The 17,916-nt window shown below is 52.4% G+C and carries 18 protein-coding genes and 1 riboswitch; of the genes, 8 read left to right on the top strand and 10 right to left on the bottom strand.

Features of this window, described 5'->3' with window-relative positions; genetic code table 11:
- Window positions 1-229 precede the first annotated feature (229 nt).
- Window positions 230-291, top strand: a riboswitch (Fluoride riboswitch).
- 74 nt (window positions 292-365) lie between these two features.
- Window positions 366-1,694 (top strand): voltage-gated chloride channel family protein, encoded by a 1,329-nt coding sequence (locus BBD41_RS26795; RefSeq protein WP_099479650.1) that lies wholly within the window; start codon window positions 366-368, stop codon window positions 1,692-1,694.
- Between the two features lie 206 nt (window positions 1,695-1,900).
- Here BBD41_RS26795 and BBD41_RS26790 read toward each other — a convergent pair whose 3' ends face one another.
- From BBD41_RS26790 to BBD41_RS26780, 3 genes are read right to left on the bottom strand one after another with little or no spacing between them, the layout of a single operon-like run.
- The gene (locus BBD41_RS26790; RefSeq protein WP_077566794.1) at window positions 1,901-2,584 is read right to left on the bottom strand and encodes a hypothetical protein; all 684 of its coding nucleotides are present in this window, start codon (window positions 2,582-2,584) and stop codon (window positions 1,901-1,903) included.
- Window positions 2,584-3,471, bottom strand: coding sequence for an ABC transporter ATP-binding protein (locus BBD41_RS26785; RefSeq protein ID WP_099479648.1), 888 nt, complete (start codon window positions 3,469-3,471; stop codon window positions 2,584-2,586). Before BBD41_RS26785 ends, BBD41_RS26790 begins: the two co-directional genes overlap by 1 nt.
- The gene (locus BBD41_RS26780; protein ID WP_077566796.1) at window positions 3,471-3,839 is read right to left on the bottom strand and encodes a GntR family transcriptional regulator; all 369 of its coding nucleotides are present in this window, start codon (window positions 3,837-3,839) and stop codon (window positions 3,471-3,473) included. The genes BBD41_RS26785 and BBD41_RS26780 overlap by 1 nt, the downstream gene beginning before the upstream one ends.
- Before the next feature lie 247 nt (window positions 3,840-4,086).
- On the opposite strand from BBD41_RS26780, the gene BBD41_RS26775 reads away from it, so the two are divergent.
- Entirely contained in the window at window positions 4,087-5,226 is a 1,140-nt protein-coding gene (locus BBD41_RS26775; protein ID WP_099479646.1) for a phosphodiester glycosidase family protein, read from the top strand.
- A 289-nt stretch (window positions 5,227-5,515) separates the two neighbouring features.
- Complete coding sequence (locus BBD41_RS26770) at window positions 5,516-5,917, top strand: Imm7 family immunity protein (protein ID WP_077566798.1); 402 nt, start codon at window positions 5,516-5,518, stop codon at window positions 5,915-5,917.
- Between the two features lie 195 nt (window positions 5,918-6,112).
- Here the strand turns inward: BBD41_RS26770 and BBD41_RS26765 are convergent, their stop codons facing one another.
- From BBD41_RS26765 to pxpB, 5 genes are all read right to left on the bottom strand, one after another.
- Window positions 6,113-6,475 (bottom strand): NIPSNAP family protein, encoded by a 363-nt coding sequence (locus BBD41_RS26765; RefSeq protein WP_077566799.1) that lies wholly within the window; start codon window positions 6,473-6,475, stop codon window positions 6,113-6,115.
- Window positions 6,476-6,584: 109 nt separating this feature from the next.
- Window positions 6,585-7,217 (bottom strand): pyroglutamyl-peptidase I, encoded by a 633-nt coding sequence (gene pcp / locus BBD41_RS26760; protein WP_077566800.1) that lies wholly within the window; start codon window positions 7,215-7,217, stop codon window positions 6,585-6,587.
- Between the two features lie 111 nt (window positions 7,218-7,328).
- On the bottom strand, window positions 7,329-8,087 hold the full coding sequence (locus BBD41_RS26755; protein ID WP_099479644.1) for a LamB/YcsF family protein: 759 nt from the start codon (window positions 8,085-8,087) through the stop codon (window positions 7,329-7,331).
- Between the two features lie 2 nt (window positions 8,088-8,089).
- Window positions 8,090-9,088 carry a 5-oxoprolinase subunit C family protein gene (locus tag BBD41_RS26750; RefSeq protein ID WP_099479642.1) on the bottom strand — a complete coding sequence of 333 codons (999 nt, stop codon included), beginning with the start codon at window positions 9,086-9,088 and terminating at the stop codon, window positions 8,090-8,092.
- Complete coding sequence (gene pxpB, locus BBD41_RS26745; protein WP_099479640.1) at window positions 9,079-9,807, bottom strand: 5-oxoprolinase subunit PxpB; 729 nt, start codon at window positions 9,805-9,807, stop codon at window positions 9,079-9,081. The genes BBD41_RS26750 and pxpB overlap by 10 nt, the downstream gene beginning before the upstream one ends.
- A 317-nt stretch (window positions 9,808-10,124) precedes the next feature.
- Here pxpB and BBD41_RS26740 point away from each other — a divergent pair, with 317 nt between their 5' ends.
- Window positions 10,125-10,304 (top strand): hypothetical protein, encoded by a 180-nt coding sequence (locus tag BBD41_RS26740; RefSeq protein ID WP_099479638.1) that lies wholly within the window; start codon window positions 10,125-10,127, stop codon window positions 10,302-10,304.
- Window positions 10,305-10,392: 88 nt separating this feature from the next.
- On the opposite strand, the gene BBD41_RS26735 is transcribed toward BBD41_RS26740, so the two are convergent.
- On the bottom strand, window positions 10,393-11,124 hold the full coding sequence (locus tag BBD41_RS26735; protein ID WP_099479636.1) for a metallophosphoesterase family protein: 732 nt from the start codon (window positions 11,122-11,124) through the stop codon (window positions 10,393-10,395).
- Window positions 11,125-11,483: 359 nt separating this feature from the next.
- Here BBD41_RS26735 and BBD41_RS26730 point away from each other — a divergent pair, with 359 nt between their 5' ends.
- The 3 genes from BBD41_RS26730 to BBD41_RS26720 all read left to right on the top strand — a co-directional run bounded on the left by BBD41_RS26730 (window position 11,484) and on the right by BBD41_RS26720 (window position 14,615).
- Window positions 11,484-12,740, top strand: a complete 1,257-nt coding sequence (locus BBD41_RS26730) for an ABC transporter substrate-binding protein (RefSeq protein ID WP_077566805.1) — start codon at window positions 11,484-11,486, stop codon at window positions 12,738-12,740.
- 79 nt (window positions 12,741-12,819) lie between these two features.
- Window positions 12,820-13,776 (top strand): carbohydrate ABC transporter permease, encoded by a 957-nt coding sequence (locus tag BBD41_RS26725; protein ID WP_077566806.1) that lies wholly within the window; start codon window positions 12,820-12,822, stop codon window positions 13,774-13,776.
- 17 nt (window positions 13,777-13,793) lie between these two features.
- Window positions 13,794-14,615 (top strand): carbohydrate ABC transporter permease, encoded by an 822-nt coding sequence (locus BBD41_RS26720; protein ID WP_077566807.1) that lies wholly within the window; start codon window positions 13,794-13,796, stop codon window positions 14,613-14,615.
- A gap of 141 nt (window positions 14,616-14,756) precedes the next feature.
- Here the strand turns inward: BBD41_RS26720 and BBD41_RS26715 are convergent, their stop codons facing one another.
- Window positions 14,757-16,295, bottom strand: a complete 1,539-nt coding sequence (locus tag BBD41_RS26715) for an MDR family MFS transporter (protein ID WP_237087128.1) — start codon at window positions 16,293-16,295, stop codon at window positions 14,757-14,759.
- Between the two features lie 243 nt (window positions 16,296-16,538).
- On the opposite strand from BBD41_RS26715, the gene BBD41_RS26710 reads away from it, so the two are divergent.
- The gene (locus BBD41_RS26710) at window positions 16,539-17,768 is read left to right on the top strand and encodes an aminopeptidase (protein WP_077566809.1); all 1,230 of its coding nucleotides are present in this window, start codon (window positions 16,539-16,541) and stop codon (window positions 17,766-17,768) included.
- The last annotated feature ends 148 nt before the right edge of the window (window positions 17,769-17,916 follow it).

Below are 17,916 nucleotides of genomic sequence, written 5' to 3'. Positions count from 1 at the left end.
TTCTCCCCTCAATCACATGATATTGATTCTCATTATCATTTGTAATGATAAAATATGGCATAGCTTCCGTCCATGGACATGTTGATATTCCCCTCAGGAAAAAAGTCCATGCCCCTCCATCAATCACTCTGCCTCCATCAAGCGACCGCAATATCGCGTTTCGCATCCCTGCTTTTTACCGTCTTGTCCTATTGACACGCAAACCTCCGTTCCGTTACAATGAATCCAAATTGAATCAGGCGATGGAGTTCGCCTTAACCGCTTATCGAAGCTAATGACTCCTACCAGAGGTCGCTTTCCTGGTAGGAGTCTGTTTTGTGTATCCAGGGGTTAGCCGCGAATATACAGAAAACGGGTGAACAGATTTGATTAAAAAATGGGTTGAACCTATCGAGAAATGGCCGCCATACGCCCTGCTTACCAGTTATTTGGTCAAATGGATCGTGCTGGGCAGCATCGTGGGCATGATGACAGGCAGTGCCTCTGCCTTTTTTCTTTATAGCCTTGACTATGTCACGAACCTTCGAACAGGAAACCCTTGGCTGCTGTTCCTCCTTCCCTTGGGAGGCGTGGTGGTCAGCTTCCTCTACGATAAGCTCGGCAAGACCAGCGCGAAGGGAAACAACCTTATCCTGGAACAGATTCATGGCGGCACCGAACCCATCCCGCTGCGGATGGCGCCCCTGGTCCTCTTCGGGACGCTGATTACGCATCTGCTCGGAGGCTCCGCCGGACGTGAAGGCACGGCTGTCCAAATGGGGGGAAGCTTATCCGAGTGGTTCGGCAAGCTCATTCGCGTGACGCCGCTGGATCGAAAGATACTGCTTATTTGCGGAATCAGCGGCGGCTTCGGATCCATCTTCGGCACACCGCTGGCCGGAACGCTGTTTGGGCTCGAAGTGCTAGCCATTGGCCTCATCTCGCACCAGGCGTTAATTCCTGCCTTCATCGCCAGCCTGGTCGGCAACTTAACCGCCACTTCCCTCTGGGGTGTCAGCCATGCGCATTATCCGATCGGAGAGATCCCTCCTGTAAGCTTTATGGTTCTGGTGAAAGTCGTTGCCGCTTCGATCCTCTTCGGACTGGCAAGCCGGCTATTCAGCGAGCTTACCCATTCTCTGAAAAAATGGTATAGCAACGTTTTCCGTAATCCAATGGTCAAAAGCGCAGCGGGCGGTCTGATCATCATTGGGCTGGTTTATCTGCTTGGCACACGCGATTACTTGGGGCTTGGCCTTCCGCTCATCGAAGAATCGTTCACCGGCGAAGTATCACCATTTGCCTTTCTCGGTAAAATCCTCTTTACCTCGCTGACGCTTGGAGCAGGGTTTCAGGGTGGCGAGGTAACGCCGCTGTTTGCCATCGGGGCCACTCTGGGCAATGCGATAGCGGGCTGGATCGGAATGCACGCCCCTTTCCTGGCTGCATTGGGCTTTATTGCTGTATTCTGCGGTGCGACGAACACTCCGATTGCTTGTTTCATTATGGGAATCGAGCTGTTTGGAGGAGAAGGCGCCGTCTATATGTTCCTGGCCTGCGCCATCAGCTATTTGTTTTCCGGGCACTCCGGCATCTACACCTCCCAGCATATCGGTGCTTCCAAGCACCCGCTTCTCTCGTATCCGCCGGGCACGACGCTTGCGGGAGCAAAAGAACTGCATAAAGCAAAGCGCAAGCAAAAGACGTCCAAGTGATGGGGCGTCTTTTCATTTGCCGCAGGCAGCGCTGCCTCACTCTGTGAGCTGTGTAATGATGGATGCTGTACGCTGCTCTAAGTCGAAGCCCGGACGACGCACCAAGGCAGGTCATTTGTACGAAGAACACTTTTTCACACAAAAAAAGAGAGGCACCCCCAAGATCCAATGATCTTGGTGCACCTCCCTGTCGCATCTTCTTGCGATTAGACCGTCGACTTGCGCAGACACTGGCGAGAGCACAGTGCAAGGATAAGCACAATCGGAAGCATCCATAGCGTCAAATGAAAAGCAGATTGACTGGCAAACCATTTAATGATCGGCCCCCACCATTCATAGCGCATCGCGATCAAGCTGAGACCCGAGATCATAATCATAACGGCTGCAAGCATAATAAACGTTCGGATCCCTCTGAATCTTAAGAAAAACGTTCCGATGCCGAGCCCCAGCATGGAAAACCATAACATTAAGATGACATTCACAATAAACTGGATAAGCCATGATCCATCATTCAGATACGGTAAATTGAAGAAGCGCATATGGTCTCCCCAAGCCCCAGTCCCTATTTCAATATGGGACAGCAGCACAAGAATTACAGAGTTGAAGATGCTGATCAAGGTTATAAAAGCAAGGGTCCCTAAGAAAAAGTCCGTTCTGCGTATACTAAACCCCGTGGTGAACGGGAACAGCTGAATCGCTGAGGTCAATGAGGTAACGAACATGAATATATAGATGGTAGCCAAACCGCCTGTATAAATCGTCTCTCCATTAATCAATACGCCGATCAGCAAATTGACCAAGAAGCTGAAGGCCATGATCATCCAAGGCAAATAAAACCACGTAAGTTTATGTCTTAAATGAATATTAATAACGCTCGATATCCCTCTCATTACCGGCTCGCCACCTTTCCGTTTCTCGTTAAATGAACGATTAATTGCTGCAAGGATACGGGGACCGTTTCCAGGCCTGCTTGCGCCGCTTCCTGCTTCACCTCAGCCTCGGACTTGCCCATCACCGTAGCCGAAACCGTAGACCCGAGCGTTTCCGTATGAATGACTTTTCGGCCTTGAATAAAGGCTTCGACCGCCGATTGATGCCCGATCACATTGCAGGTCCGTCCGCGGAGTTCGTCCGTATCGGAATCCAGCAGTATTTTTCCGCCATCGATAAGAATGATATGCTCCAGCAGCCTGCTGACTTCATCAATCAAGTGCGTGGACAGAATAATAGTGCGCGGATGGCTGGTGTAATCTTCAATCAGCTGATCATAGAAGAGCTCCCTTGCTACGGCGTCGAGGCCAAGATAAGGCTCGTCGAACACCGTAATGGGCGCGCGGCTCGCGAGTCCGACGATGATCCCGACCGCCGACAGCATACCGCGCGACAATCTCTTCACAAGGCGCTTTAGCGGCAGACGGAAAATCTCTATCAGCTCGTTGGCGTATTCCGCATCCCAGTTCGGATATACGTCGGAGGCAATCCCCATAACATCCCGGACGGTAACCAAATCCGGATATTTCTGGCTCTCCCGGATAAAGCATATCTGCTGAATCACCTTGTTATTTTCATAAGGATGCTCGCCAAATACGCGGATCTCCCCTTCAGTTGCGAACTGCTGTGCCGTAATCATCTGCATGATCGTTGTTTTCCCGGCGCCGTTTCTCCCCAGAAACCCGTAGATTTTATTCGCCTCAATCGTAAAGCTCACATTATCGACGGCCGTAAAATCCTTGTATACCTTACTCAAACGGTTAACTTCAATGACGGTTTGGCTCATCAGTCTTGCTCCCCTCTGCGGATCATTTCCGATAATTGATCTTTCGTAATCCCAAGCTTCGCGGCTTCCTTCACCATGGCCACCACGTACTGCTCATAAAACTCCGTCTTGCGCTTCTCGATGAGCTGTTCACGCGCTCCGGTTGCTACAAACATGCCAATCCCCCGTTTCTTATATAAAATCCCTTGATCCACCAGCAGATTGACGCCCTTGGCCGCTGTAGCCGGATTGATCTGGTAAAAGGCAGCAAACTGATTCGTTGAAGGAACCTGTGTCTCCTCAGGCAATCGTTCCTCTATGATGTCATCTTCAATTTTGTCCGCAATTTGCATGAATATAGGCCTGCTGTCATCAATTTGAAACGCCATGACCTCACCGCTTTCGTGTTCAGACTTCATTACATTGTTGGTTAGTTACTCATGTAATTAACCATACAAGAGATGGAGTCCCTTGTCAACATTTTATTGGCCAATTTTTACAAATTGGGCGAATGAATCTGTCTTGGGGGGCTAACCGTTTCTTCCCGGCAAGCCGATATAGTATTGGCACAGATGCAGCTTGAGTTGTACTCAAGCCACCCAAACAGACATAGAGAAAAGGAGTTTAGAAAGAACCATGAAAAGAATTCTCTCCCTCGTCGTAATCGCCATGCTTATGATGGTGACTCCGTTGAATGCGGCATCCGCTCCGAAAATGCTTGCCTATGTAGACAAGCACAACCAATCCTTTATCCCGGTACCCCTCCTCAAGACTTATGAAGGAATTCAAGTGTCCTACACGGCTGCGGAGAAGAAGCTTCGTATTACCAAAGACAACAAGCAGATTACACTCTATGTGGGAAGCCGGACAGCGTATATCGACGGCAAAAAAACGCAAATCAAAGCAGCCCCGTTCTCCGAGAACGGCATCACATATGTGCCGCTTCAGATTACTGCTCAGCAATTAGGACTGGCGTTGAAATGGGAGCCTAACCGTACAGCCTTACAGATAAATGACGGAGCATCGTCCGCTTCGTATACGCTGCCGGTGCTGTCGGGCAAGCTCGTTTCGAACACATCGAAGCCGGTCACATCCGCGAAGAAGACGTTCAAGGTTGGCTCCCGAAGCTTCAGCGCCCAGGTGGTAACCGTCTCCCTTCTGCACCCGAAGGTGGAGCTTGGCGTCGCCCTGGCCGGCAATAAACCCGGCAAAGTCGAGGATTTGCGCAGCCTTGCGAAACGGAATCAAGCCATTGCGGCCATCAACGGCACCTACTTCGATGCCTATACAGCCGGTGCCTATAAAGCGCCCTACGGCTATCTCGTTCATAACGGCGCTATTTTGCACAAGGCTCCGGGTGACAATCGGACGATCTTTACCTATGACCGTAACAATCTGGCCGAAATGATTCCGGGTCTTGATTTCAAATCGGAGTATGAGCAAGGACAAATGGAGGGAGCTCTCCAAGCGGGTCCACGGCTGCTGAAAGACGGCAAGGTTTCGCTGAATGTCAGGAAGGAAGGGTTTAAAGATCCGAAGATTCTAACGGGCGGAGGCGCACGAAGCGCGCTTGGGATCACGAAGGATCATAAGCTGATATTGCTGACGACAGGCGGAGCAACCATTCCCCAATTGGCGGAAATCATGAAGCAAACCGGAGCCTACCAGGCGATGAATTTGGATGGCGGCGCATCCAGCGGCCTGTATTTCAACGGCTCCTATCTTACTTCACCCGGCCGTCAGGTCAGCAACGCTCTTATCGTAAAGTTGAAGTAACGTCCCAAATCGGGATATAACGCACCTCAACGCACCTTAGGAAATATGCTCAATCTCACGATGCTCGTACCATAGGGATTATCGAATAAGGCTCCTCGAATACCCGGATGATCGGTTCCGGACATTCGAAGGAGCCTGTTCCTATTCCTCGAAGAATGTTGTCCACTCCTGCCTTAATGTGTTGATATGCTTAATGTGCTGATATGCTGCCGGCTTGTCTCTCGTGATATGTTTCGCTGCGATAACGGTGCGTGTAAATATATAGGAAAACGATGCGAGGTGAGAAGCAATGTATGAATTTCATGGCTGGATTACGATTCAAGTGACAGCTTCGAAAGCCGAGCAGGAACAACTGGAAGCGATCATTCCGAAGATTCAATTAAAAATTACGGAATATGCTTGGGGAAGCGGCCTGCTGTCTCTCAATACCGCATGCGGATGCTACTATCTGCATGTTGGAGGGTTCACGAAGGGGAAAGGGCAGGAGGCCGATGAGATCATGTCGTTATACCGCTATATCGGGGAGATCGCTCCCGGATCATACGGATTGTTGTACTCCAGGGACGACGAGAACCAGGAAGGTGCGGATAACGAATTTCGGGTGCTGGTGCTTGCGCGCGGACAGCTGAAGGAGCAGCGTGATCCTTTCCTCTCTCCGTGCATCCCTGTAATTGAAAATGCATTAAGTTAACGGCAGGGTTGAACGAGCGCAGCATTCCCCCCTTCCATCTTAATCGAACAAATTTTTATTCATTGTAAACTTCCTAAGCCGATGATCCGGTGAGCCTTCAAATTAATTTTGAACGTAAAAAAGGACCATCAAAAAACACCGATTAAAGGATGGTCCTTAATTGACTAATACAATTTTGTAAGACAAACAATCTTTTTATTTTGCTGAAAGGATTGTATTTTCGGCAGGAACCGTTGATTCGATAAAATCTTCGTCAATGTAATAAAACGACTTTTTTAGATTCTCTCTGCCTCCCATTTTTTCAAACCACTTCTGTACAAGTTCAACGTGCTCGTCATCGCTTCTAATATTATTCTCTATTTCTTCGTAAGCTTCGAGACTGTCGTATTGCCATATAGCAAAAATCTCCACATTCCCTTCCTTATTCGGAGCCATCCATCTTCCAACTAATCTTGCACCGTACTTTAATTGTGTCGGTAATAGAGTGCTGTTAAAATGCTCATTAAACGCCGCTGCGATACTTGCGTCAACCATGTACTTTTTTCTTCGGTAAATCATAAGTTTATAGCCTCCGCGTTAATTAACAAGATTTACACACCAGGCAAATTTAATGCATCCATTTCCATCCCAGGACAACAAACCCAAGCCGATTCAGAAAAGCTTACGGTTATTCAGCCAGCTCATCGATCGTCGTTCGAACAATGACTTTAAGCGCTCGAAGCATCGTATCATGGGACAGCGTCGGCAGTCCCGGCTTCTCCAAGGCCATCTCCGTCGATGCCGGAAAATGAATGAAGCCGGCGAGGATTGGCAGCTGCCGCTTCCGAATATCGTTCAGCAGCGCATACATGGTGTTATTGCAAATATAAGTGCCTGCCGTATTAGACACGGCTGCGGGGATTCCCGCTTCCTTCATCCGATTCACCATTGCGCGGATTGGAAGGGTCGAGAACAGACCGTCCGGGCCGTCCGGGTCGATCGGCTCATCCTGCGGCCTCGCCCCCCGGTTGTCCGCGATCACGGATTCAGGCGGCACATCCTTGGTATTTATCGCGATGCGTTCAGGGGTAACCGCGGTCCTTCCTCCCGCCACCCCGCAAGCGATAACCGCATCCGGTTCAAAGGTACGGACCTCCTTCAGCAGGAGCTCGGCACACTCGTCATAATGAACCGGAAGGAGGACCGTTCGGATTTCCACATCCTCGAAGCTTTCGCTTCTCATATCGTGGATCAGTCTTTCCGTCGGGTTGATGGAGCTTCCGCCGAAGGGCTCGAAGCCTGAAATCAGTATTTTTTTCATTTGTCGTCTACTCCTGTTATCCATTATGTGATGTCATTTTCACGATTCTTCATGATTCGGAGGGTGTATCATCCACGGTATTAACTGTATTGAAGGTGTAGGATAGCCTAATTAGTGGATCGTCTGCACGTGCACCCCTTCGGATTCCAGCCGGATACGCAGCGCATGGGCGAATGCAGGCGCGTGCGGGCTGTCCCCATGAATGCATATCGTATCGGCGGCAATCGGAATCATCTTGCCGGACTGCGACATGACCACGCCCTCTTTGACCATACGGAGGACTTGCAGGACCGCTTGCTCCTCATCCGTAATGAGGGCGCCGGGAAGACTGCGCGGCGTCAATGTGCCGTCATCCTGATAGGTGCGGTCGGCAAATACTTCGCTTGCCGTTCGAAGCCCCGTCCGCTGCCCGGCAGCCACCAGCTCGCTGCCGGCAAGCCCGTACAGGATGAGCCCCGGGTCAATCCGGTGGATGGCGCAAGCAATAGCCTTGGCCAGCGGTCGTGAGACTGCCGCCATATTATACAAGGCTCCATGGGGCTTCACATGATGGAGCTGTCCGCCCTCTTGAATCGTTAAAGCCATCAAGGCTCCGATCTGATACGAAACCATATCATACGCCTCATCCGGCGTAATCTCCATCCTTCTTCTCCCGAAGCCGGCCAGATCAGGCAAGCCCGGATGCGCCCCGATCGCCGCACCGTGCGCGATCGCTTGGCGGACGGTATGACGCATGACGGAAGGATCGCCGGCATGGAACCCGCAGGCGATATTGGCCGAGGTGATGCATTTCAGCAGCTCGTTATCCGAGCCGAGCCGGTATTCGCCGAAGCTTTCTCCCATATCGCAGTTAAGGTCTATTTGGATCATGGTCACACCTCCTCTATTTTTCGCTGGATCATCGCTCGGATGATCGACAGCTCGCGCTCCCGTTCGTCCCGGAGACATTCTGCCTCGCGGAGCGTAATTTCCTTGAAGCGCAATGTTCCTCCCGGCTGCAGCTGCGTAGTCAGCGGGATATCGACCGAAGCGATCTGCGCGATTTTCGGATAGCCGCCGAGCGTCTGCCGATCCGCCATCAGGATAATGGGCTGACCGTCTGCAGGCACCTGAACCGTGCCCAGTGCAACGGCCTCCGACACATATTCCTTAGGTAGGGTTAGCCCCAGATCAGGGCCTGCCAGCCGGTATCCCATCCGATCCGATTCCGGACGGATTTTAAACGGTTGATGGAAGAAGGCGTGCCGGCTGACCTCGTCAAAATCCTCATATTGCCGTCCCGGCATGGCCCGGACCGTCACCTCTTGCCCAGAAGCCGGAATCTTCCCCGGGAGGACGGACCATCGCGGCGCATAGAATGCGCCTGTTATTGTAGAACGGTCAACCGATCGGTTCAAAAGCCGGGACGGGTATGCGGACAAACGGTCGCCTGCATGAAGCGGTCGCCCCTCCCATCCGCCGATGCCGGCCCGCAAATAGGTGCTGCGGCTGTCCATAACCTTCGGGACGTTAAGCCCTCCCGACACGGCGAGATATGCGCGGCATCCGGAACGGACTTGTTGAAACGTGAGGACACTATCCCTCCGGACATAAACCGGTCGCCACATCGGTACAGGCGTATCCCCGATCCGCGGCGACAAATCCCCGCCCGTAACGGCAATCCATCCATCCTCTTCCATCCGCAGCGAGAATCCGGACCACGTGATTTCGAGCGCAGCCGCTTCTTCCGGATTGCCTACGAGCCAGTTGGCAATCCGATGGGACTCCTTGTCCATAGCACCGGACGTAATGACTCCGTACTTGCCGTAGCCAAACCTTCCAAGATCTTGAACGGTAACCAGCAGCCCCGGCTTCAAGACGGTTAATCGCATAGCTTCACTTCCCTTAGTCGATCATATTCCGCCCGGTCAATCGGCCGAAAACGAATGTACTGCCCGCCCTGCAGCAAAGTCGGAGGCTGCCGGTCTGGCCTGAACAGGGCGAGCGGAGTACGGCCGATAATTTGCCAGCCTCCCGGCGTTTCGATCGGGTAAATGCCCGTCTGCGTGCCCGCGATCCCAACAGAGCCAGCCGGGATACGCGGTCTGGGCGTCGGTTTTCGGGGAGCGGCAATACGCTCGGGAACACCGCCGATATAAGGAAAACCGGGCGCGAACCCGATCGCATAAACCAAGTAATCCTGCCCGGAATGCAGACGGATGACCTCATCTGCCGTTATTCCGTTATGCTCCGCCACGATCTCCAGATCCGGTCCATAATCACCGCCATAACAGACTGGAATATCCACAACATCCTGTATGGAAAGCGGATTCCCATCTTCTTCATCCGCTTTAAATCGTTCTTGCAGCAAGGAGCACACAACGTCGAAAGTGGAATTCGAATCATCCGGTTTCTGAACCGTCAAGGGATCGTAATAAATGCTGACGGTGGTAAAGGAAGGTACGCACTCTATAAACCCCCGAAAAGGATTCCGTTCCACCCGCTGCGTAAAGTCAACGACCCGCTGATGGACCGCATCGCTGATCCCATCGCCTAGCTGGACAAGAACGGCAGCATCCCCGAGCGGATGCATCGAGTAGGAATTGCTCATCTTCTCATTACTCCATTCCATATGTACTGCCTTACGAATGCCTGCAAAAGCTAAGAATACTCCTATGATAGCAGATAAACCGCTGCCCGTTGAGCTTGAAATCTGCATCAAATATGAAATTATGAATGTTCTTCGCCACTTCCGAAAAGAACAGCGTTGAAATGATGATCAGGGCGGTTTTAACCTACCTCAAGTACATTTTTCGTTAATGCACCCGGGGCGTAATTGCGTAAGGGTAAGAAACATGTGGTAATTTTGGTATAATTTCATCCCGGCATTGGAATCCTACATTTGTCCACGATAAAGGAGGTGCCACAATGAGCGAAACAAACCACAATGGCAATCAGCCGACTAAAGCCGACGTACAGCGTACGGAGCTGAACAAAATGCCGGTTCCGGGTGATTTTGAAACCGGGATTTCCGAAGAGGAAGTTACCGAAGCATTCAATCAGCAGCAACAGCCAAGCGCCGGTCAGCAATCCGACAATCAATCATAATAGGGAAGCCTGAAACAGCCCCGCACCGGATTTTTGCATCATCGCGAAAATCGGTGCGGGGCTGCTTGTTTTTTTCGATTCGCTCGCCTTAAGATTTGCGGCCCTGATAACGACCGGTTCGAAGCTCAATAATATACCCTTCCGGGGAAGGCATGCCCGATTGCAGCGCATCCTGGACGGCCTGTTCTATATCATACGGAACACGTATGAACTGAATGTTTAACGGAGCCCGGTCTTCGCTTCCAAGCTCTCCTTCCATAATACAATAGGAGGTTTCGCATAGCTCAAGAGGGTTGCCGACGCTGCCGGTATTAAACAGGATCTTCCCATCCAGGTGGTGAATAAACGCATTGTGGATGTCACCATAACCGGCGACGTCGGACTCTTCCCGGGTTTCACACAAATCCGAGGCCTCAAACATCGATAACTGCTTCCCCTTATCGTCCCAGGGCTGTATCCGCTCATATACACTGCGGGGCGAGGCATGGAACAGCCTGATCCGTTTGCCGCTCATTTTAAATTCAATGGTACACGCTAGGCTGCTTAAGTACCGAAGACGCTCGGCACCCAGCTTGTTCTGATGCCATTGGAGCACCGGATCCTCCGTTTCATTCCCGATAAAATCGTCCCAGTTGCCCTTAATCACCCGATCGCAACGGCTCCGTATCAGATCGACCGCTATATCTCCGTCCGGGCCTTTGCCGACGAGGTCGCCGAGACAGAAGATCCGGTCCACTCCTCGCCGGTCCATATCGTTCAGAACGGCCCGAAGCGCAGGAATGTTGCCATGAATGTCGGATATAACCGCAATAGTCGCCATAGTTCTCCCCCTAGAAAAGTAACTCGAAACACACAACCTGCAATCGCTCATGCCGCTGTTGCTCTATGTAGAAGGAATATAACAAACTTGCCATGCAGGAGCAATAGAAAAGCGCTAAACAGGCTGCTTTCATGCGGCAATGAACGAATTTATAGGGCGGGCCCGTAATGCGGGTGACCGGATCTGCCGCTTCGGCTATAGCTTCCCTATATCAATATATTTTATGTTCTTAAATGGAATGTTTCCAGGGTTCGTCTACTATGTATGAGAATGAATCGCTTACTTTTTGCTCACATGAGCGGGGTAGCTGAATACTATTTAATCATCAACGACTTCACCGCGTTAGGAGGCCGACGATCGTGAACATTCGCAGGACAGTAAGCTTAGGACTACTCATGCTGATCATGGTGATCAGCGGTTGCGCCGGTACGACACCGACCGAGAAAACGAAAACGCTTACCCTTTGGTACTGGAACCGAAGCCTGGATGACGACCTGATCAAAGCTGCCGAGCAGCAATTTCCCGGAATCCGCATTGACGCCCAAAAAATCGGAGGCGACTTTAAATCCAAGCTGAAAACAACACTCGCCGCCGGTTCGGGAGGACCTGACATTGTCGCCTTTAATGACTGGGTTGCCGAGCTGTTTACAAGCTCCGACCGCTTCTATGACTTGTATGAACTCGGAGCGCAGGAAATCGAGCAGGACTTCCTGGAATGGAAGTGGAGGCTCGGTGTAACTCCAGGAGGAGAAATGATAGCGCTTCCGATTGACACGGGGCCGACAGCGCTATTCTACCGTGCGGATCTGTTCGAGGAGGCCGGCCTTCCATCCGATCCGGATGAGATCCATGAACAGCTGGCAACCTGGGATCAGTATTTCGAGGCCGGACAGAAGCTGCAGGAGCATTTCGATAATAAAGTAAAAATGCTGGATAACATCAATAACATTTATAACCAAGTAAACGCCCAGTCGGACCGGATTTATTTTAATCCTGATGATACGTTTATCGGGGATACAGCCGATTCCTCCATGAAGAAGGCTTGGGATTTGGCGGTAAAAGCGGCTGAGATGAAGCTGAGCGCCAATGCCAGCACCCAGTCCTCCGAATGGAACGCCGCGATGAATAACGGGCGGATCGCATCGTTTGTCGGAGCGGTATGGATGAAGGAAATCCTGATGCAGGCTGCTCCGGATACGTCGGGCAAATGGAGAGTTGCAAGAGCGCCGGGCGGCGACGGCAACAACGGGGGCTCCTTCCTGGCGATTATGAAGACGAGCAAATATCCGCAGGAAGCGTTCGATGTCATCCGCTGGATTCAGAATCCGGACAATCAGATTCAATCCTTCGATAAGATGAATCTGTTCCCTTCCGCTACGAAGGCGCTGGACGCCCCTGTGATGAGCAAGCCGGAGGCGTTTTTCGGGAACCAGGCGACGGGTGAAATCTTCTCCGCCTCGGCGATGAACGTCAAGCCAGCCTATTTCGGCGGCAAACACGGCAATCTGAACGGGATTGTCAGCCGAGAGCTTTCCTCCGTCGCCTTGGAAGGCAAGAACCCGGATAAAGCCTGGAACGACGCGCTCGCGCGGGTCAAGAAGGAGCTTCTGCGCTGATGGCTTCGATACGTAAAGAATCGCCACGGCTGCACCGCGGACACGCATATCCAATCGGACTACGGGAGGTAAACACAAGATGAAGAATTCCATGCTGAATCACCCTGCTCCTCCGGAACAAAAGGCTGTTCCAAGCCAGCCGAAGCAGCGGCTGGCACCTGAGATATGGAAGCATCGTAAGGAGTACTTGGCCATCTCGCCCTTTTTCATCGTATTTGCCATCTTCGGTCTGTTCCCGATCGCCTTCTCGATGTTCCTGTCGTTTCAGAAATGGGACGGCATCGGTGAGATGACCTTTAACGGCCTGAATAACTATCAATTCATGCTGACCGATCCGGAGTTCTGGAAAGCGGTAGGAAACACCCTGCTGATCTGGGTCTACTCCACGATCCCGATGCTGTTCTTCGCGCTGATCATCGCTTTTCTGCTGAACGCGGCGTTTGTGCGGTTTCGGACTTTTTTCCGAATCGGCTATTTTCTTCCCAATGTCACCTCGCTCGTTGCCGTCGCTATCGTCTTCGGAACGCTGTTCTCCAACAACTATGGACTTCTGAATTACGTCCTTTCCTTGTTTGGCATTCCTTCCGTCGAATGGCTGAACAAAACATGGGGAATCCAGCTTGCCGTCTCCGTCATGGTGATCTGGAGATGGGTCGGCTACAATGCCATCATTTATTTGGCAGGTCTGCAGAGCATCCCGACCGTCCTGTACGAAGCGGCCAAAATCGACGGCGCCTCGGGAATCCAGGCTTTCTTCAAAATCACCATCCCGAACCTCAGACCCATTATCCTGTTTACGGTCATCACGTCGACCATCGGCGGCATGCAGGTCTTTACCGAGCCGCAGGTGCTCGTAGGCAATGACGGCGGGGTCAGCGGCGGCGGGCTTACCATCGTCCTGTATTTGTACCGGGAGGCGTTCGTGCACAATTATTTCGGTTATGGCGCTGCCGTCGGCTGGGGAATGTTCCTGCTGATCGCGCTCTTCTCGATCCTCAACTGGCGAATGGTGCAAGGCAAGCCTTCCAATGACTGATGATAGGGGTGAATCTCATGTTGAAATGGAAATCCATATTGCTGCATCTCGGGTTAATCGCCGGTTTGATCATGTCGATCTTCCCCTTCTATTGGCTTCTCGTCATGGCGACACGCACCACTTCGGAAATCTACAGCTTTCCGCCAAAACTGTGGTTCGGTCCACATTTATTCGATAATATCGCGAGGGTGCTGAGCAGCATCGACTTTTTCGGTGCCTTCTGGAATACCTTGTTCGTCGCTTTGGCCTGCACGCTGCTGGTCCTGTTCTTTGATTCGCTCGCCGGCTTTACCTTTGCCAAATTTAATTTCCCCGGCAAAAAATGGCTGTTTGTCCTGCTGCTCGCTACCATGATGGTTCCGGCCCAGCTGTCGCTCGTGCCGTCCTTTGTCATCATGGCGGAATTCGGCTGGGTGGGCACTTATAAAGCGCTGATCATCCCGGGTATGGTCAATGCGTTCGGGATATTCTGGATTCGGCAGTATGCCCAGGAGTCCGTGCCGTCCGAGCTGCTGGACGCCGGAAAAATCGACGGCTGCGGCTTTTTCCGTCTCTACTGGAATATTTCGCTCCCTATACTACGGCCGGCATTGTCATTCCTTGCTGCCTTTACGTTCATCGGCGTTTGGAACGACTATCTGTGGCCGCTCATCATCCTGAACGATGAGAGCAAGTTCACGCTGCAGGTGGCGCTTTCTTCCTTGAACGGCATCTATACCACCGATTATTCCATGGTCATCGCCGGTACGCTGCTTGCGGTCATCCCGCTCATCCTGATGTTTCTGTTCATCAGCAAGCAGTTTATTTCCGATATTGCCGCCGGCGCAATTAAAAGCTGATCCTATAACAAAGACTGCCCGGCAGGATCGCAGATCCGGCGGGCAGTCTTTGTGATGACAGAAAGACGCTTACATTCAGCTTTATTCGTTAAATTTATAAGTTGAGCAAATGAATGGATGTCAATTTATATATTTACCCCGTTAATATGTCGCTTCAGGCACTGGGCCGTCTATCATCCGATCGGAATCCTCGGTACCCCCCTTCCCCATCCCCGAACTAACCTCCGGCTCCTCATTAATCTCGGCGGTTGCATCCAGCTTCTTCGGTCCCATCAGCATCGCTGCAGTCAGCGCCAGCACGGCTGGAATGATCGCCCAAGCAAATGTGGCGGCGATTGAGGAAGCGAGCAGTTCCGAAATGGGCTTCAGCAGCTCCGTCGGAATGAGGGTGCGGGTATCCGGCGCAAGGAGGACGTGCGGGTCCGTGAGCGATAAGCCATCCTTCAGCAGTGCCTTGGTTCCTTCCCCGGTTGTCAGCGACTGCTGAAACGTCCTGCTCTGGATCAGGCCAAATACCGTTATGCCCATCGTCATTCCGACGGAACGCGTGAAATTAAAAGTTGAGCTGGCCATACCGCGCTTGGTGTAAGACAATCCGTGCATCACGGCCGTACTAAGCACCGAGAACGAGCCGCCAATCCCAAGACCGATCAGGATCATATACAAGGTAACGATGAATCGGCCTGATTCAGCCGTCAAGGTGGAAGCCAGCACCATCCCGCCCGCAAACAGCACAAGGGTCGGGATCATAATATTGCGATAGGATACCCGGGTCATAAGAAAGCCGCTAACGGTCGCCGTAATGACGGAGCCGAGCATCATCGGAAGCAGAACAAGTCCGGAGCTCGTAGCGCTTCCGCCGAGCACGCCTTGTACGAATATCGGGATATAAACCGATGCCACGATAAATGAACCCCCACTGAACAATCCGCATAGTACGCTGGTCGTATACAGTTTATTTTTGAACAAGCCGAACGAAATGATCGGTTCCTTCGCCCTTCTCTCTGCCAAGATGAAGAGCACGAGCATCACCGCCGCGGCCGCAAACAAGCCAAGCAGCATCCATGAATTCCATGTCAGCTGCTTGCCTCCCAGCTCCAGCGCCAGCATGAAACAGATGACACCCGTCAGCAGGGTTACGGCGCCAGCCCAATCAATCGGCTGCTTGGAACGCGCATGCGATTCCCGATAAAACCCGGTGACCATAAGGAACGCAAGAACACCCAGGGGCAGATTAATATAAAAGACCCACTGCCAAGCAATGTGATCCGTAATATACGCGCCTGCAAGCGGTCCGAAAATGCTGGATAAACCAAACACCGTACCGAACAGCCCCATCAGCTTGCCCCGCTTCTCAAGCGGAACCGTATCATACATGATCGCGAACGTGATCGGCACGAGCGCCCCGCCGCCAATGCCTTGAACGGCACGGTAAATTGCCAGCTCCGTGATCGAACCCGCAGTGCCGCACAGGGCCGAGCCCAGCATGAACACGATCATCCCGAAGATAAAAAACCTTTTGCGTCCATACATATCCGACAGCTTGCCGAAGATCGGCATCCCGGCCAGTTCTGCCACCATGTAAGCCGAGGTGACCCATACAAAATGGTCCAGCCCGCCCAGCTCCCCGACGATATTGCCCATCGCTGTCGCCACGATCGTATTGTCCATCGACGCCATCAGAATACTGAGGAGAAGACCGGCAAGCACTAAGGTTAGCCGGCTGGTTTGTTCTTTTTTCACTTCTCATACACTCCTTCTCGAATAAGCTTCAACTTTTATTAAGGACAGTGTACAGGGGGATATATGACAGGTGAGTGTCACACTTTATCAAGATGATGATCAGTTGCGATGGGAACGGTGCTAGCGTTAGCCGCATCGTGGTAGAATAAGAGTGCACATCAGAAATGGAGGCTTCTACATATGGACAATTTCGTGAAAAATTTGGAGAAGTACGCGGAACTGGTCGTGAAGGTCGGCGTTAACATTCAGCCCGGCCAGGTTCTGATCGTCAACGCACCGATTGAAACGGCAGACTTGACCCGGCTTATCGTTGCCAAGGCCTATGATGCCGGCGCCAAGTACGTGCAGGTCGACTGGGACGACGAGAGGGTCACCCGAATCCGCTACGAGCATGCACCGGACAATTCCTTCGGGTACTATCCGCAGTGGCAGGCTGACGCGATGGAGCAGCTGGCTGCAGGCGGCGGCGCGATTCTTCGCATCAAGGTACCGGACCCTGAGCTGTTCCGGGGCATCGACTCCGTCAAAGTATCCACTGCCGTCAAAGCCGCAGCGGTGGCGAACGAGAAATACCAGGCCTACGTCCGGAATAACAAAATCAGCTGGTCCCTGATTAAAGCGCCAACCCGCGCCTGGGCTGATAAGGTATATGCCGATCTGCCGGAGGAAGATCGCATCCCGGCGATGTGGGATGCCGTATTCCGGATGAACCGGGTATACAGCGACAATCCGGTTGCCGCATGGCGCGAGCATATCGGACAGCTGAAGGAGAAGCAGAACCACATGAATGCCAAGCGCTACAAGAGCTTCCGCTACCGCGCTCCAGGCACGGATCTTCATATCGATATGCCGGAGGGCTATCGCTGGCTCGGCGGCGGTGACGAGAATGAATCAGGCGTTTATTTCGTTGCCAACATGCCGACCGAAGAGATCTATACGATGCCCCATCGCACCGGGGTTAACGGAACGGTAACCAGCACGATGCCGCTCAATCTGAACGGCCGTCTGGTGGAGGGCTTGAAGCTGACCTTCAAGGACGGCAAAGTGGTCGAGTATGACGCCGAAGCCGGCCGCGAGCATCTGACCACCTTGCTCGAAACGGATGACGGGGCCTCCTATTTAGGCGAAATGGCGCTCGTCCCGCATGACTCCCCGATCTCCAAGCTGAACCGGGTATTCTATAACACCGGCATCGATGAGAATGCTTCCTGCCACTTTGCGCTGGGCAGCGCCTATCCGGTCAACATCGAAGGCGGAACCAAGCTGAGCAAGGAGGAGCTGGTTGCGCGCGGTGCCAATGTCAGCTTAACCCATGTGGACTTTATGGTCGGCTCCGCCGAGCTGGATATCGACGGCGTCCTCGAAGACGGCACCGTTGAACCGGTGTTCCGCGGCGGCCGCTGGGTGTAAGCTGGTCTATCCGGAGATACAAGGACGTTTTGCGAAAGGAGCGGTCCGATCCGAAAGCCGAGAGAAACGCAATCCACGCAGGACTTGCGGATACCCTTCGCTATCCGAGGCTTTCGATGAGATCGTCAGCAGAAAGAGGCTTTCACAC

The sequence above is a fragment of the Paenibacillus ihbetae genome (genome assembly GCF_002741055.1).
Taxonomy (GTDB): domain Bacteria; phylum Bacillota; class Bacilli; order Paenibacillales; family Paenibacillaceae; genus Paenibacillus_AQ; species Paenibacillus_AQ ihbetae.
The sequence above is the reverse complement of the archived record's forward strand: the minus strand, read 5'-3'. Positions and strand labels throughout refer to the sequence as shown.